The sequence below is a fragment of the Paenibacillus sp. NPDC057967 genome (assembly GCF_042887015.1).
Lineage (GTDB): Bacteria > Bacillota > Bacilli > Paenibacillales > Paenibacillaceae > Pristimantibacillus.
In genome coordinates this window covers 405,865-420,229 of the sequence record NZ_JBHVQB010000005.1, presented here as the reverse complement: position 1 = coordinate 420,229, position 14,365 = coordinate 405,865, and the positions used below count along the sequence as shown (strand labels likewise).

16 protein-coding genes and 1 pseudogene are annotated in these 14,365 nt (G+C 50.2%); 4 read left to right on the top strand and 13 right to left on the bottom strand.

What is annotated here, in order from left to right; genetic code table 11:
• The first annotated feature begins 77 nt into the window (after nucleotides 1-77).
• A complete protein-coding gene (locus ACFVSO_RS15590; protein ID WP_387475068.1) occupies nucleotides 78-974 on the top strand; it encodes an AraC family transcriptional regulator in 897 nt (298 codons plus the stop codon).
• 336 nt (nucleotides 975-1,310) lie between these two features.
• On the opposite strand, the gene ACFVSO_RS15585 is transcribed toward ACFVSO_RS15590, so the two are convergent.
• From ACFVSO_RS15585 to ACFVSO_RS15575, 3 genes are read right to left on the bottom strand one after another with little or no spacing between them, the layout of a single operon-like run.
• A complete protein-coding gene (locus ACFVSO_RS15585) occupies nucleotides 1,311-1,547 on the bottom strand; it encodes a hypothetical protein (RefSeq protein ID WP_387475066.1) in 237 nt (78 codons plus the stop codon).
• A 37-nt stretch (nucleotides 1,548-1,584) separates the two neighbouring features.
• On the bottom strand, nucleotides 1,585-1,869 hold the full coding sequence (locus tag ACFVSO_RS15580; RefSeq protein ID WP_387475064.1) for an NAD(P)-binding domain-containing protein: 285 nt from the start codon (nucleotides 1,867-1,869) through the stop codon (nucleotides 1,585-1,587).
• Nucleotides 1,832-2,005 carry a hypothetical protein gene (locus tag ACFVSO_RS15575; protein ID WP_387475062.1) on the bottom strand — a complete coding sequence of 58 codons (174 nt, stop codon included), beginning with the start codon at nucleotides 2,003-2,005 and terminating at the stop codon, nucleotides 1,832-1,834. Before ACFVSO_RS15575 ends, ACFVSO_RS15580 begins: the two co-directional genes overlap by 38 nt.
• An 80-nt stretch (nucleotides 2,006-2,085) precedes the next feature.
• On the opposite strand from ACFVSO_RS15575, the gene ACFVSO_RS15570 reads away from it, so the two are divergent.
• The gene (locus tag ACFVSO_RS15570) at nucleotides 2,086-2,277 is read left to right on the top strand and encodes a hypothetical protein (RefSeq protein WP_387475060.1); all 192 of its coding nucleotides are present in this window, start codon (nucleotides 2,086-2,088) and stop codon (nucleotides 2,275-2,277) included.
• Between the two features lie 87 nt (nucleotides 2,278-2,364).
• On the opposite strand, the gene fabI is transcribed toward ACFVSO_RS15570, so the two are convergent.
• The 4 genes from fabI to ACFVSO_RS15550 form a co-directional block, all read right to left on the bottom strand.
• Entirely contained in the window at nucleotides 2,365-3,141 is a 777-nt protein-coding gene (fabI, locus tag ACFVSO_RS15565; RefSeq protein ID WP_387475058.1) for an enoyl-ACP reductase FabI, read from the bottom strand.
• Between the two features lie 149 nt (nucleotides 3,142-3,290).
• Nucleotides 3,291-4,145 carry a manganese catalase family protein gene (locus ACFVSO_RS15560; RefSeq protein WP_387475056.1) on the bottom strand — a complete coding sequence of 285 codons (855 nt, stop codon included), beginning with the start codon at nucleotides 4,143-4,145 and terminating at the stop codon, nucleotides 3,291-3,293.
• A gap of 26 nt (nucleotides 4,146-4,171) precedes the next feature.
• A complete protein-coding gene (locus ACFVSO_RS15555; RefSeq protein ID WP_387475054.1) occupies nucleotides 4,172-4,513 on the bottom strand; it encodes a DUF2512 family protein in 342 nt (113 codons plus the stop codon).
• A 170-nt stretch (nucleotides 4,514-4,683) separates the two neighbouring features.
• Nucleotides 4,684-6,015, bottom strand: a complete 1,332-nt coding sequence (locus tag ACFVSO_RS15550; RefSeq protein WP_387475052.1) for a protoglobin domain-containing protein — start codon at nucleotides 6,013-6,015, stop codon at nucleotides 4,684-4,686.
• Nucleotides 6,016-6,325: 310 nt separating this feature from the next.
• Between ACFVSO_RS15550 and ACFVSO_RS15545 the strand changes: the two genes are divergently transcribed.
• On the top strand, nucleotides 6,326-6,871 hold the full coding sequence (locus ACFVSO_RS15545; RefSeq protein ID WP_387475050.1) for an AAA family ATPase: 546 nt from the start codon (nucleotides 6,326-6,328) through the stop codon (nucleotides 6,869-6,871).
• Nucleotides 6,872-6,901: 30 nt separating this feature from the next.
• Here the strand turns inward: ACFVSO_RS15545 and ACFVSO_RS15540 are convergent, their stop codons facing one another.
• Together ACFVSO_RS15540 and ACFVSO_RS15535 are read right to left on the bottom strand one after the other, a co-directional pair.
• Nucleotides 6,902-8,044, bottom strand: a complete 1,143-nt coding sequence (locus ACFVSO_RS15540; RefSeq protein WP_387475048.1) for an MGDG synthase family glycosyltransferase — start codon at nucleotides 8,042-8,044, stop codon at nucleotides 6,902-6,904.
• A 198-nt stretch (nucleotides 8,045-8,242) separates the two neighbouring features.
• Nucleotides 8,243-8,865: pseudogene (locus ACFVSO_RS15535) on the bottom strand (YqaA family protein).
• A 301-nt stretch (nucleotides 8,866-9,166) separates the two neighbouring features.
• Between ACFVSO_RS15535 and ACFVSO_RS15530 the strand changes: the two are divergent.
• Complete coding sequence (locus ACFVSO_RS15530; RefSeq protein WP_387475046.1) at nucleotides 9,167-9,802, top strand: DedA family protein; 636 nt, start codon at nucleotides 9,167-9,169, stop codon at nucleotides 9,800-9,802.
• A 103-nt stretch (nucleotides 9,803-9,905) separates the two neighbouring features.
• Here ACFVSO_RS15530 and ACFVSO_RS15525 read toward each other — a convergent pair whose 3' ends face one another.
• The 4 genes from ACFVSO_RS15525 to ACFVSO_RS15510 form a co-directional block, all read right to left on the bottom strand.
• Nucleotides 9,906-10,547 (bottom strand): pentapeptide repeat-containing protein, encoded by a 642-nt coding sequence (locus ACFVSO_RS15525; protein WP_387475044.1) that lies wholly within the window; start codon nucleotides 10,545-10,547, stop codon nucleotides 9,906-9,908.
• Between the two features lie 182 nt (nucleotides 10,548-10,729).
• Complete coding sequence (locus ACFVSO_RS15520; protein ID WP_387475042.1) at nucleotides 10,730-11,806, bottom strand: ABC transporter permease; 1,077 nt, start codon at nucleotides 11,804-11,806, stop codon at nucleotides 10,730-10,732.
• 22 nt (nucleotides 11,807-11,828) lie between these two features.
• Nucleotides 11,829-12,827: an ABC transporter permease gene (locus ACFVSO_RS15515; protein WP_387475040.1), complete on the bottom strand. Its 999-nt coding sequence runs from the start codon at nucleotides 12,825-12,827 to the stop codon at nucleotides 11,829-11,831.
• On the bottom strand, nucleotides 12,824-14,356 hold the full coding sequence (locus ACFVSO_RS15510) for a sugar ABC transporter ATP-binding protein (RefSeq protein WP_387475038.1): 1,533 nt from the start codon (nucleotides 14,354-14,356) through the stop codon (nucleotides 12,824-12,826). The genes ACFVSO_RS15515 and ACFVSO_RS15510 overlap by 4 nt, the downstream gene beginning before the upstream one ends.
• Between the last annotated feature and the right edge of the window lie 9 nt (nucleotides 14,357-14,365).

The following is a 14,365-nucleotide window of genomic DNA, read 5'->3' as shown; positions in this document are numbered from 1 at the left end:
AAGGAAGAAGACATAGTATGGAGTAATGTTGCATGATTAGCTACAATGAAGAGAAACAATGCACGGGGGAATGAACATTGGATGCCACACATTACCAACACTCCAATACAATTAACGAGGCTCCGTTAAAGGGAGAAATGTCCCTTTTATTCAGCGGAGAGGGAGAACCGCGAGAGGGCCACTACATAGGACCGGCTGTTCATGACTATTATTTAATCCATGTTGTATTGGACGGAGAAGGAACATTCGAGACGCTGGGAGAGACACATAAGTTAGGGGCTGGCGATGCCTTTGTCATCTTCCCCGATATTCTTGTGAAATATCAGGCGAGCATGGAGCGTCCTTGGAAGTACATATGGATTGGCTTCTCGGGGGAGCTCGTTGAATTAGCTCTCTCGGAAGTAGGGATAACGCCGGATCATGCGGTCATTCGAGGATGTCGACAATCAAGGATGCAACGTCATTTCAAGAGATTGCGTGCCGCCTTGGAGGGCAATCAGCGGTCGGCACTCGGCAACCTTGAGGCATCGGGGTGGCTGCGGCTTATTTTACATGCGCTGGGCAAAACGTTGTGGGCAGAAAGCGGTTCAGAACAGGGAGCAGAACGGGAGCAAGAAGAGCGGAGCCATCCACTGCCTTATCGTCGTATTGATCAGGCGATTCGTCTCATGACGCTGCAGTATGCACATCCGCTGACCATAGAAGGCATTGCACGAACGCTAAGCTACCATCGTTCGCATCTGACAAGGCTGTTCAAAGAGGCAACAGGCATGTCGCCTATGCAATATTTGTTCAAAGTGAGGATGAAAAAGGCAGAGAAGCTGCTGGAAGGCGATCTGACCATCGCTCAAGTTGCTTCCTCTGTTGGCTATAACGATCCGCTCTTCTTTACCAAGCAATTTCGAAAATGGAACGGGATGTCTCCGACGGAATATCGCAGGGAGATGTCAAATCAGATACCAACTAAGACATGACTTATGCCGTTCATACCAATTGATGAGAGCGGCAAAAATGTCATATAAAATGCGCGATCTGCATCAGTCCTGTTCTGAGATCCTGAGAAATAAAACACCCGTAGCACCTAATCAGTGCTACGGGATCATATAGTAATTATTGGTATAGACTAACCTCTAGCCTTTCCCCCACCCAAACCTTCCGTTCCACCTTGCAAACCCGTTCCACAATATATTTCGCGTCGCGGCCAACCCAGCCGATGAGGGTCGAACCGCGGGAGCTTTGCCAAGGCGCCGGCATAATAGAGACCTGTAACAGGGCTCACGCCACGGTCTTGAGTAATGACTCCTCCAGCGCTAAACGCCTTGGGTATGCTGATCCAGCTGTAGTCGGATCGAAATCCAGTCGATAGTATCGGGTTCGACGATCCTGCCTACCTCTACTTTAACCCTCCTCCCCTCCGCCCCTGTCGTCCGGGGAAGAAGCTCCAGATTGCCGCGCTCGATCGCATTCCTCAGCTCATAGCCATACAGATGGTCCTTCTGCGCCATAAGCCTTCGGCTATCCGGTCCCTTGCCCAGCAAGCCCAACATATCGTACCACCAGAACATACTTCGCCCCAGAACGCGCCTAGGGAAATACCGAATCATGAGAAGCTGACAAGAAGACATGCTTCGTTCTGGCTAGCTCAAGCGCAATCTGAGCGCCGGAATTGCCTGCTCCTACCACAAGAATCTTTTTGCCGAACAATTGATCCGGGTTTCTATACGCCGATTTGTACAGCTGTTCAATATCGGGAAATAACCCATTATGAAATTCAGGAAGGAACGGCTGCTGGAACGGTCCGGTCGTAACAACGACTTGATTGGCGGCCAACTCACCTCGATTGGTAATAATGAAATACCAGCGAATCATAGCGATTTTTCCAGCTTTCGCCGATGAAGCTGCTTTGATCAAGTAGAAGCACGTCCCGATTCGCCCGCACCAGCTCATAGCCGACAGCCAGACCTGCTTGACCCGCTCTAATTGCGGCAATATCTACTTCTTTCACAGCCATTCTCCTCTAACAAAAGCATTGTATTGCAGGCGTTTGTTCGACTTGCCGCCAACAGAAAGGGTGATGCCATGCACATGCCGGAAGCTTATGTAATCGGCCCCGAGGTGGCTGCCATTACCGCTGTCTTGTTAGGCAATTACCCGTTTTCCTATCTCACCAATGTTCCGATCGATTACATGCTAATGGTAACTGCTGTAGCTATGATTGCAAATTCTGGATACAACTACTTCAAAAGCAACCTCAATAAACTGCAGCTCAATGGTTAGACTCTCAAAATAATGCGTTCACATCTCCCGCACTGCCTCCTAATCTGCATCGCAATAAGCTACATAAAAAAAGGGAGGCAGCTCGCGCTACATCCCCATAATGTGATAGCCTGCATCGACATGTAGCACTTCTCCGGTAATGCCGCGCGCGAGATCGCTAAGCAGGAACAGCGTCGCGTCCCCCACTTCGTCCTGGTCGACATTGCGTCTAAGCGGCGCTTTCTCCTCGATCGTTGTCATAATGTCGTTGAAGCCGGATACGCCCTTCGCAGACAAGGTGCGAATTGGCCCAGCCGATATCGTATTGACCCGAATTCCGAGTTTCCCCAGATCCTCCGCCAAATATCTGACGCTGGCTTCCAGCGCCGCTTTGGCGACACCCATAACGTTATAGTTTTTGACGACGCGCTCAGCGCCGATATAGGATTGGGTAACGATGCTTCCGCCTTCAGTCATGATTGGACTTGCCGCTCTTGCTATTGCAACCAGCGAATAAGAACTCGAATGCTGGGCCAGCGTATAGCCCTCTCGCGTCGTAGCAATGTAGCCGCCCTTCAAGTCCTCCTTGTCCGCAAAGGCGATGGAATGAACAAGCCCGTGAATAACCCCGGTCTTCTCTTTTATTTCCCTGAACGCGCCCTCGATGCTGGGATCATCATTCGCATCGCAAGATACGCACATAAGCGGCTCTATTCCGTTCTCCTGCAGCAGCTCCTGCAGCTTCAAGAAGGAGCGTTCCTTCCTATACGTGAAGATGAGCTTGGCGCCTTGCGTATGCAATGCCTTTGCCACACCCCAAGCCAAGCTGCGATTATTCGCCACACCCATCACAACAATGGTCTTTCCATTCATTAGTCCTTGCATCTTCCTGTACCTCCTCTGATCCACACTGATCAGAACTTTTTAGTACCTAGTACTAATTTTATCGTAATGGTTTTTGGTTCATGTGTCAATTTTGATTGATCATGACAAAAACCCGTTGCCACTGGGCAACGGGTTTCGTCTTCTATCAACTATCGGTACATATCCACTAATCCGGGGCTATGCTCATTGGGCATTTCCGGCATTTGCGGCACAGGGAATCCCGCAGGCGGCTCAGTTACCGTATACTCCCCGCCATTGCGGCTAGGCGATTGGCCTCGCAAAACTTCAGCTATGCGAGTCTGATCCAGTCGGAAGTTGAATTGAACATTATGATAACCCAAATCAACGTACTTCCGACATTCCGGATATTTATTAATATCGTAATTCGGAATCGGGAACAATTTCCCCCACTCCACTCCTAGCGTTTCCAGCGCTTTGGCGAATGCATTCTGATGCGCATTATCTCTTACAATTAGAAAACCAAGCGTTTCACGGAATGTTTTGTTAGAGCTCATCTCATAAATCCTTGTCTTCTGAAGAACACCGGTTGATTCAAGCACAACATTGTTCAGCATATCGCTAATCAAATTCCCGTGACTGTACACCCATGACCCGTTCCATGGATTCCCGCCTGCGTCGACAGGCAGCGAGCTTTGCGCACCCATAATAAAGTGATGCGGGTTGGCGTGCTTGATTGCCTCATCGATAGGTGCGCCATCTACGCCAGCATTTCCGGGAGCAGAATCACCTGCGCCGTTTAACAGCTGATTAATCGTGTTTTGGACCAGCTCCACATGAGCGATTTCTTCCAGAAATACACCTCTTAACAAATCACGGAACTGCTTTTCTTTGCCTCGAAAGTTCGAGCTTTGGAAAAAATACTGCATCATGGTGCGCATCTCGCCGAACTGTCCGCCTAATGCTTCCTGCAACACTTTGGCTGCTGCCGGATCTGGCTGATCCGGTTCAATAATATTAATCAATTCCTCTTTGTAATAATACACATACAACGCTCCTTTTTTGCGGATAGTTAGGCAGGAACCTCAAGCTCCTCATTAAACACGTAACGATGAAAGAACCATTCAGCCAATCCAAGAATCAACGAGATGGTCACAATTTCACCCATGCTTAACGTCCAATTGAACATGTCGGATATCACATAAAGATAGACAGCAGCTAACAGAAAATCTGCAATCGTAGCGAATAGGTTATTGGTTAAGCGAAGCAGCAGCTGATCGCCTATGACATAAGCCATTACCGTTAGTCCTGTTGCAGCCAATACCGCTCCCCAAAACGACGCTTCGGAATAATAAAGCAGCAACGCTACCACAATGGCTCCATTTACAAGCCATTTCAATAAAAATTTCAGCAAAGTTTTCATACTCCTTTCGCTCTATTTCTCCCCAAAATGTACGTGTATAGCGTCCCACCAATCCTTGACTTTAATCCAATATTTCTGATCAGCAAAAAGAAGCTCTGTGGAAGCAGCTTCTTGCGATTGAACTTATTGATAACACATCTATCCAATGACCCAACCCGCACTTACGCCAGCTGTGCCGCTTGATGCAGGGATTCCGCCGAATTGACTACCTTATCGGTAGCCTGTCCAATCTCTTCAATCGACTGCACTAGCGCCTGCATCCCCTTCTCAACCATCTCAACATTGTCGAGACTGCTCGACATGGACTGTACAATATGCTGAAAAGAAACCTCAGTCGCTTCGGATTCCGATTTGCTCTCCTGCACGATGCGGTGAACGTCAGCGATTGAAGCCGCCACTTTCTCCGAATAATCACGGGTTTGCATGATGTATGTATGGATCTGGCTGACGGATTGCTTCGTCTGATCCGACAGCTTGCGCACTTCTTGGGCGACAACCGCAAATCCCCGTCCGTGCTCACCCGCCCGTGCCGCTTCAATCGCGGAGTTGAGCGCCAGCAGATTCGTCTGTACCGCAATATCCTGTACCAGATTTACGACATGACCGATATCCTGCACAGAATGGTTCAATTGCTTCACCACATCTTCTATCGAGCTTGTCCGCTGCAGTATGGATGCGATGCGATTCTCCAATCCCGTAAGCTTGGATTGGCCTTCCGCTGCAAGCGCCTGCGTAAGTCTAGACGCCTCCGCCCCGCGCTGGACGGAACCGTTCACTTCGCTGCTGCTGGCAATCAGATGCTGTACGGATGTCCTTGTCTGCTCCGCAATGACTGTCATATCCTCGCTCACAATCGTAATTTTATGCTTTAATTCCGCTTTAACCCGCTCATACTGGAGCCCTCTTTGACGCAAATTTTCTTTCTCATAAGCTTCCAGCACAATTTGCTGCTCGAAATTAAGAATTTTCGTAATAACCGTGCTTATGCGCATAAGCTCGTCCCGATCCTCGATATGACGATAGACCAAATTCAGGAGCGTATCCTGCAAGTTTTGAAAAGCGCCCATATACCACTTCGGCTCCAGTCCAATCCGGTAGTGAACACTGGCAACGCGCTGCCTTTTCATCAGGAAATCCTCGTCAATATGACCGCTGAACATCTCAATCAAATGAGCTTTCAGCGTCAATTGAAGACGCTCGATTGTGCTATTCTCCACAATAATTTTTTTCAACTGATCCACATTCGTAATCGTACGATAGAACGCAGCTACAATCGTATCGATATGCTTGGCAATCAAGGTTTGTAACGACTGGGCCAGCCGAATGTCATCCAATGTTAATTCAATCATTTCTAGCTGCTTCAGAATAACCGGATCGTCAATATCAATTGTCGCCGTCCTCAGCACTTCCGTCTCCTGCCATTCCGGCAGCTCGAACGGCTTCTTATTCCCCATCAGTTGGCTTGATATAGCCGAGAACGGGCATTTTTTCATTGTTTCCTGCTCCTATGCTCAGAAGTGATGTATGTAACAGAAACGGGCGTGGCGCAGCTTTAATCACACTATGATAGCACCACTCTCATTGTAGTGGATTTTTTTGGTCATTGTTCAGCATCCAATCACAAAACTATGAAGATTTAAAGAACTTCTCATGCCGCGGGCAGCCTGAAAAGAAGGCATCCCATCAGATGTCCCCAATTCTGTTTGGCACTTCCTTTTACTGGATGTATTGTACAATAGAAAATAAGAATGTGAGCGGTAATCCCACCAGGGCCGTAATCATGGAATGAAGGAGGATACAGATATGGAAAGGGGCATTTATATCGTTACAGGAGCCATGGCAAGCGGAAAGTCGACCGTAGCCGAGCTCCTGGCCCGCCGTCTGGAACGAGCCGTTCATTTGCGCGGAGATACCTTTAGAAGAATGATTGTGAAGGGCCGGGAGGAGATGCTTCCCGAACCGTCGGATGAGGCGCTCAGGCAGCTTGACCTGAGGTATCGTCTGACAGCGTCAGCCGCTGATGTCTATTACGAGGCGGGATTTGCCGTTGTCGTCCAGGACGTCATCGTTGGACCTGCGCTCGTGACATTTATCTCCCGCATCAAGAGCCGTCCGGTCTACCTGATCGTGCTGGCGCCGGATGAAGAAGAGCTTGCCCGAAGAGAAGCGCAGCGAGGCAAAAAAGGCTACGGCATCTGGACCGTAGCAGGATTGAATCGTCTCCTTCAAGAGGACACGCCCAAGCTGGGGCTTTGGCTGGATACGTCTAAACTGACACCTGAGCAGACCGTAGATGAAATATGGAACCGCGTCAATCCAGAAGGTTTGGTGCATCACACAGCTCACTAATTGCTGATCTTCCCTATGTTGATCAAAGCATCAGACATACCCATACTTCATAGCAGGCGCAGACAGGCTCATAATCTGCCTGACAGCGAGCATTGCAGCATGCTGCTGCCTGCTTTTTCCCGCCTTCTCTCTCATCGTTTGCAGCAATGCAGGATTGTTCATCAATTGCTGAAGCTGCTCCGGAAGACGATCATCCTGACACCATACCGCAACGCCCTTGCGAGTCAAATAATTGGCATTATCTTGCTCCTGGCCAAGCGTCGATTCGAATAGCATCATTGGCAGCTGGAGCGCCTGCGCTTCGGAAGTTGTAAGGCCGCCCGGCTTTGTAATGAGCACGTCCGCACAAGCCATCCAATCCTGGATGCCGTCGATATAGCCTTTCAGTAAGACGTTATCGCGCCCATGCAGCGCTTCGCTCATCCGATGCAGCAGCTTCACATTCCGGCCGCATACGAACACAAACTGCACATGAGATGGGAATTTATTGGATTTTAGTTGCTCGATAAAGCTCCCCTTAATCATCCCGAAGCCTCCGCCCATGACCATGACGACAAAAGCATCAGGATTCAGACCCAGCTTCTCGCGCAGCTGCTTCTTGCAGCTGGACTTATGGTAGGACGGACGAACCGGAATGCCCGTTACTACGATTTTGTGCAGCGGAACATCCTTTTTCAGCAGCGCTTCGCCAACCTCTTGCGAACCGACCAAATACAAGTCCGTATAAGGATGAATCCAGTAACTGTGATCCGAGTGATCCGTAATGATCGTCACAGCGGTCAAGGATGTCAACCTTTTTTCTTTCATCAAAGAAAGCGCGGCGGACGCTGGCGGGAACGTGCTGACAAGCACGGTCGGCTGCTCCTGCTGGATCAACTCCAGAAGCCGGTGCAGACTGGATTGGCGGAATTTCTTAAGCCATCCGGTGAGCGGATTGGCCTCACGTGTTTTTTGATACAGGAATCCGTAGAGCGAAGGAAGATGCTTCACGCCTTGCAGAAAGCAATAACGTTCAATGACATGCATCCGGGGATGAATCCATTCCATCAGATCGATGACCTTAACCGACATGCCGGGTTTGCAGATTTCCGATGCCTCTACAATCGCTTTTGCCGCTTGCATATGCCCGTCGCCCAGCGTCCCGGACAAAATCAATATTTTCTCTTGTTTCATGATTATTCGTCCTCCTAATGTGAGATGAGACGCTGCCAACGCGGACGCATCTTGGAGCCGGGCGCCGTCTTCATTCCGATACTGAATTGCTCTTATTCTATCAATATGGTCATTATAGCCCATCCATGATGATCCCTTAACAGGCTAAGGTATTGTTTTGCCCTCCGACCTCAGACGGAGGAGAGCTGTTCTTCAGGCTTAGGAACCGATCTCCTGCCCAAGCTGCTCTTGTTGTCCTTCTTGCGCAAGTTCCACTTGCTTCGCTTTTCTTTTTTTACGCTTCCGAATATAGATAATAATGAGCACGATAGGAACAATTCCTATCAACAAATATAACGATACATCCTTGACCATTCCTTCGGCGGACCGGCCGTAGAGATAGAACAATGTGCCTACAATGTAGAACTTGGCCGCACGCCCTATAGCTGCATAAGCCATCAATCGCCATAACGGGAAATTCAGACAGCCGGACAAGATTGTAAACACTTTAAAAGGAATCGGCGTAAAGGAGCCGAGCAGAATCGCAGCTTCTCCGTTTCTCTGAATCAAGTTGCTGGCGGCATCGACCCATGATTTTTTCAGCATCCTGTTCATGACCGAATGCCCTAGCCCTTTTCCAATCCAATAGCCCAGCGGTGTGCCCAGCAAACATCCGATGAATCCGATCGTCGCCAGCCACAGCGCATTGGACGGATCAAGCAAGCTTAATGATACTTGTGTAAACAAAGCGGGAATCGGGAAGATCACCGCATCTGCGAATGAGTGAATAAATAAGCCCAAGCGCCATAATTCAGTAAATAGTTGATGATATCCTCTAGCAATTGCCCCGTGCTCCTATCCCGCAGTCTGTCGGTGACTCCTTTTTTTGACCTGCGTACAACGCCGTAAATACGTCTACTGTAATCCTATAGGTATAACCGCAATCCAACAATTGGTGGAGGTCTAGTTTCCGTCCCAGACCTAAGACCAGTCTCCGTCCCTTCGCGGGTCGGTTATCACACAGGCAGCCTGTAAGGTATGCTAACAATGGCAGACATGGGCACGCTGTTTTAGTAGAAGCGGCTCCCAGTAATGCCGCACGACAATAAGCCACTCGGATTTAAGCAAAAGGAGTTATCGCAGTTGAAGCTACTTGCAATCGTCGAACAATTATTTGCTCAATACGGCTATCTTGTGTTGTTGATCGGTCTGCCGCTGGATGCCATCGCTCTCCCGATTCCGCCGGGCAACACAACGCTGACGTATACCGGTTATCTGGCGTATAAAGGCGTGCTTCACTGGCTGCCGGCTGTAGCATCGGCGTATGCTGGCGCGATTATCGGCATGACCGTTACCTATTGGATTGGATACAAGTTCGGGCAGCCGCTGATCGACCGGTATGGCGAGCGGTTGTTCTTGAAGCCGGTACATATGGAGAGGACCAAGCAAGCTTATGAAAAACACGGCAACAAGCTGCTGCTTTTTTCATTTTTGATGCCGGGTGTACGGCAATTTATCGGCTATGCGACTGGCATCATTCGTGTGCCTTTCCGCACATTCGCACTCTACGCCTACACAGGAGCGGCTATATGGGTTATCCTGTTCACCGGCATTGGCTTCCTCTTCGGCGATCAGTGGAAGCATGTGCTGGTATGGGTAGAGCAATCCTTGCTGTACATTACCATCGGCGTAGGCGCAGCGCTCACCATCTTCCTATTCATGAAGTGGCGTAAGCATTTGCTGCAAAAGAGAACAGCCGCCAAAGCAATCGATCGCTAACGTTTAGACGGACAGCAAAATCCAGCCCATTTCAGCAAACGCTGAGATAGGCTGGTTTTTTCATACAGAAGCGGATAGCAGTCAGCTGTTTGAAGGAATAAGTTCAATTTCCGCCTAGTGCCTCCCCATTGAGCTTGACACCTTCAATGATTGTATTGCCCCATTCGGGAAGCCTGATGGCTTCGCCCGAGAACCGGCTTCCAGCGAATGAGCTATGATGTAGCTTGGCCCCTTCAAAGCTGCAATCCTCAAAGCGGCAGTGCATGAACATCGCACCTCGAAATTGCACATCGTCGAACCGGCATCGGATGAACGTCGCATCACTCGCTATTGCCTTGCTTAAATTACAGCCTGTAAAATCACAATCCTCAAAGCGCTCGCCAAGTCTGGCATTGTTCAGCTTCGCCCCCCGGAACGAACACTCGTTGAATTGCCTGGTCATATATCTGCCATCCAGCTTTACCCCGTCAAAACAGCAATTCGTAAATTCGGAAGTATTCAGGCTCGACTCTGCAAATAAAGCATATGACAGATCGATTCGCTCCGTCTTCAAATATTGAATCGTTGTATTCAACGTGAATCCACGATAATCTTCCCGTCCATCATCAGTCAAGCCGAAGGGAGACGATGGAAAAGCGCGTCCTTTCTTATGCAAGTTTTGCTTGCCCGTAACTGCATCCAGCGCCTGGTTCAAATCTATGATCTGATCCTCGCTCCATCTTGCAATCCATTGCTTTTTGCTCAAAGCAATAACCTCCCCACTCGTACCCTGGCGCTTATGCCAGAATAGTGATCTCCTTATTTTAACAGAGAACGCTTGGCATGGCATTTCGTGTACATTGAATACCGACTTGCTGGGCATAAAGCAAAACCGATCCCACTCAGCAATGGCTGAATTGGACCGGCTCTTATCCTGTTACAGTATTACTATGAAGACGAGCTTGATGATCTCGCGGATCTCCTCTTCCACTTCAACCTCGGACTAACTGCATTGATCACCATCACAAGAATCAGTACGATTCCCCAAATGAAATCCTTAAAGAAGTTGCCCACATGAAGCGCGTTGAGACCGCTGGACAGGAATTGAAGCGTCAGAACGGCCATTACGACGCCGGCGATCTTGCCGAATCCTCCGTTCGGATTGACGCCGCCAAGCACTACGACAAGAATTGCTTGCAGAATATATGATGTTCCATAGTCGGCTTTGGCCGAATTGGTCAATGCAATCATGACCAGACCGGCAATAGAGGCAAGCAGACCACTAAATGCATACGTCTTCAACAGAACTACCGTATTGTTGATGCCTCCATAGCGCGAGGCAGTCGGGTTACTGCCGAGCAGCTGCAGCTTCATGCCGTACGGACGGCGATTCAACAAGAGATAAGCGGCTACTACACAGAGAGTGAATATCAGGAGCGGAACGGGAATGCCGATAAGACTGCCATTCCCGATTGTGGAGAATTGCTCCGGCAATCCGACAACAGCCTGCCCCTTCGTAATGACGATAGCAAGACCCATGAACAGCTGCATGCTGCCCAGCGTCACAAGAATCGGCGGAATGCCGATCTTCGCAACGGCAAATCCGTTGAGCAAGCCGCACAGCCCCCCTACGATAAGGGCGCATACGATTCCAAGCAGCATATACAACAGGCTTGTTCCAGCCGATGCTCCTTCCGGCACAAGCCGGACCATGACCATGGCAGCGAGGATCGATGTCAAATTCGCAATGCCGACAATCGATAGATCGATACCGCCTGAGACCATCGTCAGCATCATCGCAAGCGACAGGATGCCGAGGACAGGAAATTGAAATGCCATAGAGCTGAAGCTGTCGAGCGTCAAGAACGTGCCCGGACTAAGAATCGTCATCGTAATGAATACCAGGACCATAATGACGAACAGCCGGGTCAGGTTTCCGTCCGAGGATAGCCAACGCTTCAAGGAGAACGACAGATCGTCGTATGACGCATCCGGTCCCGTACGTTTTGTAGCTTGATTGGTCATAAGTACCTCCTAAAGACTGTCGTCAGGTCAAGATGGATGATTGGTTTGATGACGAACGTTTAATTTGATAAGCGGCGATGCCTGTTCCGATCAGGATAAGCGCGCCGATCACGAAGCGCTGCCAGTAAGACGGAATGCCGACCAGAATGAGGCTGTTCTGAATCGTTACGATCAACAGCAAACCGAGCAATGCCCCCGTTACCGTGCCGTGGCCGCCCGTAATCCTTACACCGCCCAGCACCACCGCCGCAATGATCAGGAGCTCCGTGCCAAGCAGATCGACCGGATTGGAGCTTCTCATCATCGTTGTCTGGATCATGCCGGCGATGCCGGCCAGGAAGCCGACGAAGCCGTATACGAAGCATTGCAGGAACTTTGTATTGAAGCCAATGCGCTCTGCCGATACCGGATCACCGCCAAGCGCGTAGATGCCGCGGCCAATCATCGTATACTTCATCATAATGGCCACCAGGATGATGACAGCTGCTGTAATAAGGACAGACATCGGCAAGCCGACCGTAATGCCCGCATCCGTCGTAAATTTGATCACTGATGTCTTACCGAATTGTTCCAGCGGTGCTGGCAGATTGCTAATTTGGCGGCTGCCAACGAAGGTAAGCAGGAAGCCGCTGAACATCGATGAGGTGCCTAAGGTGACGATCAGCGTAGGCAGCTTGAAGAAAGCAATCAGCAAGCCATTGATCAAACCCAAGCCTAGCCCGATGATGCCCGCCAGCAGGAATGCCGCGTAGACAGGAACATCAAAGCCCAGCAGCAAGATGATCTTCGTAGCCGAGAACATGCTGAACGTCGCAATGGCCGGGAATGACACATCAATGCCGCCCGATATAATGACCATCATCGTACAGATCACGAAGATGCCCGGAACAATGCTGCTCCGAATCAGATCGAACATATTCGCAGAGCTGAAGAAAGCGCCGTTTTGGCTGCCGATAGCGGCGAACAGCACCAGTATAATTACCGCCACATAAAACTCGCTTGTTTTTGTCCATTTTCTCATGCGGTGTTCCCCCTGTGCTCTGCAGCCCCTGCCTCTTCTTCATGAGCGTCGTGCAGCCGCGACCATACATCCTGCGTGAACGTCTTGCCTTCCGCTTCCCCGATGATTCGTCCGCGCTTCATAACCAGCACCCGATTGCAGCTCTGCCGCAGCTCCGGTAAATCGTCAGAGATCATGAGAACGCCCAGCCCTTGTCCCGCCAGCTCCCGAATGACCTGATGAATATCTTCCTTCGAGCCAATGTCTACGCCGACGGACGGACCATTGAGAATCAGCAGTTTGGGTCCCGCTGCAAGCCATCGGGCAAGCACGACGCGCTGCTGGTTGCCGCCGGAGAGCGTCTTCACCGGAGAGAGCGGCGAATGAGCGACAATGCCCAGCTTTTCAATCCAGCTCCGAACAGTCGACTTCACTTTGCGCCTGTCGATCATGCCCCATTTGTCCTTCTGCTCGTCGATGACGCTGACAACCATGTTGCGCTCAATCGATTGCTCCAGGAATAGTCCCTCTGTCAGCCGGTCCTCCGGCACATAGGCGATTCCGTGCGCCTCCGCATCCTGAACGGACCGGATGCTGACGGGCTCACCGTCACGATAGATCCCTCCCGATGTTGCGGGAGTCAGACCGAATAGCGCTTCCGCCAGCTCCGTCCTGCCAGAGCCGAGCAAGCCCGTTAAGCCCACAATTTCACCGGGATGAATGCTAAGCGATATATGTTCAAAGCAGCCCTTTAACGACAAGTTGTCTGTTCTGAGCAGCGGCATGCCTGATTGCTTTCCGATCTCATAATAGCTTTCGTCAATTTGACGCCCGGTCATATAATAGACCAGCTTCTCGCGGTTCAATTGATCCGCGCGTTCGGAGATGACGTTTTTTCCATTACGCATAATCGTAATTCGCTCCGAGAGCTCGAACACTTCTTCCAGCTTGTGGCTTACGAACAAAATCGAGATGCCATCCCGCTTCAATCCCTCAATGACACGAAATAAAGCGCGTACTTCCTTCTGAGTAAGCGCGGTGGTCGGTTCATCCATAACGATCAGCTTGGCTTCGTGCATAAGCGCCCGCGAGATCGCGATCAACTGCTTGTCGGCAACAGACAAATGCTCCACTTTCGCACTCAGATCCAGGTCAACGCCAACCTTATCCAGCGCCTGCCGCGCCGCTACGCGCATCTTGCTCCAATTGATCCATTTTTTCCTCGCGGCAAGCTCGCCGTTCAAGGCGATATTTTCGGCTACCGTCAAGTTAGGGAAGATTGAGAAATCCTGATAAATCACTTGAATTCCGGAATTGATCGCTTCAATCGGGTTCAGCTGACTGCGCAGTTCTCCATCGATTCTTATCTCGCCATGATCCGGCGCGTGAACGCCGGACATGACCTTGATCAGAGTGGATTTCCCGCAGCCGTTCTCCCCGGCCAAACAATGGACTTCGCCATAATCGATCCGCAGCGACACATCCTTCAAGGCATGGACGCCGGCGAACGATTTATTAATATGGTTCAGTTCAATCAGGGCTTTAGGCATGTTCGGGTC

What these genes read in the sequence shown, in the direction of transcription:
- ACFVSO_RS15585 (WP_387475066.1), bottom strand. Translation starts at nt 1,547, where the DNA reads ATGTTGGGCTTGCTGGGCAAGGGACCGGATAGCCGAAGGCTTATGGCG.
- ACFVSO_RS15580 (WP_387475064.1), bottom strand. Translation starts at nt 1,869, where the DNA reads ATGATTCGCTGGTATTTCATTATTACCAATCGAGGTGAGTTGGCCGCC.
- ACFVSO_RS15570 (WP_387475060.1), top strand. Translation starts at nt 2,086, where the DNA reads ATGCCGGAAGCTTATGTAATCGGCCCCGAGGTGGCTGCCATTACCGCT.
- fabI (WP_387475058.1), bottom strand. Translation starts at nt 3,141, where the DNA reads ATGCAAGGACTAATGAATGGAAAGACCATTGTTGTGATGGGTGTGGCG.
- ACFVSO_RS15550 (WP_387475052.1), bottom strand. Translation starts at nt 6,015, where the DNA reads ATGAAAAAATGCCCGTTCTCGGCTATATCAAGCCAACTGATGGGGAAT.
- ACFVSO_RS15545 (WP_387475050.1), top strand. Translation starts at nt 6,326, where the DNA reads ATGGAAAGGGGCATTTATATCGTTACAGGAGCCATGGCAAGCGGAAAG.
- ACFVSO_RS15540 (WP_387475048.1), bottom strand. Translation starts at nt 8,044, where the DNA reads ATGAAACAAGAGAAAATATTGATTTTGTCCGGGACGCTGGGCGACGGG.
- ACFVSO_RS15520 (WP_387475042.1), bottom strand. Translation starts at nt 11,806, where the DNA reads ATGACCAATCAAGCTACAAAACGTACGGGACCGGATGCGTCATACGAC.
- ACFVSO_RS15515 (WP_387475040.1), bottom strand. Translation starts at nt 12,827, where the DNA reads ATGAGAAAATGGACAAAAACAAGCGAGTTTTATGTGGCGGTAATTATA.
- ACFVSO_RS15510 (WP_387475038.1), bottom strand. Translation starts at nt 14,356, where the DNA reads ATGCCTAAAGCCCTGATTGAACTGAACCATATTAATAAATCGTTCGCC.